We start from the raw sequence: 402 nt of genomic DNA, 5'->3' as shown, positions 1-402 counted from the left end.
GCCGTGCCCCGCACCACCGCCAGCACCTGCCGACCGCCAGCCCTCGCAGACCACAACCGCACCACCAGCACCATCCCCAACCCCACGCACCAACCCGTCCCCTCCCCACCCGCACAGAACGACTTGCACCGGCCGTCCGGCGCCAGACCCCGCTGACGCGAGAACTCCACGAACACATCCGGCGTCGGCGGGCTAGGCCGGGTTAGCTCGGTAGTGCACACGGCAGAACTCCAGTCACCAAGTTACCGCCCGTATGGCGTCTGGGGCTTGAGCGTGGCTGTTGGGTCGGTGGCGACCGTGAACGGTTCGCCCGCCAGCCCCTCGGCGCGGGCCCGGTGGGCGATCGCGTCCAGGGTGCAGACGCCGTGCACCGGGAGGCCGAGCGCGTGCCCGAGCGCGGCG

At 72.1% G+C, this 402-nt stretch carries 1 pseudogene; it reads right to left on the bottom strand.

What is annotated here, in order from left to right:
* A pseudogene (locus PUR56_RS07390) lies at positions 1-185 on the bottom strand (beta-ketoacyl synthase N-terminal-like domain-containing protein); the annotation flags it as partial.
* Positions 186-402: the final 217 nt, after the last annotated feature.

The sequence above is a fragment of the Streptomyces sp. BE303 genome (assembly GCF_036290945.1).
Lineage (GTDB): Bacteria > Actinomycetota > Actinomycetes > Streptomycetales > Streptomycetaceae > Kitasatospora.
Note: the sequence above shows the minus strand (reverse complement) of the source record. Positions and strands in the feature narration are given on the sequence as shown.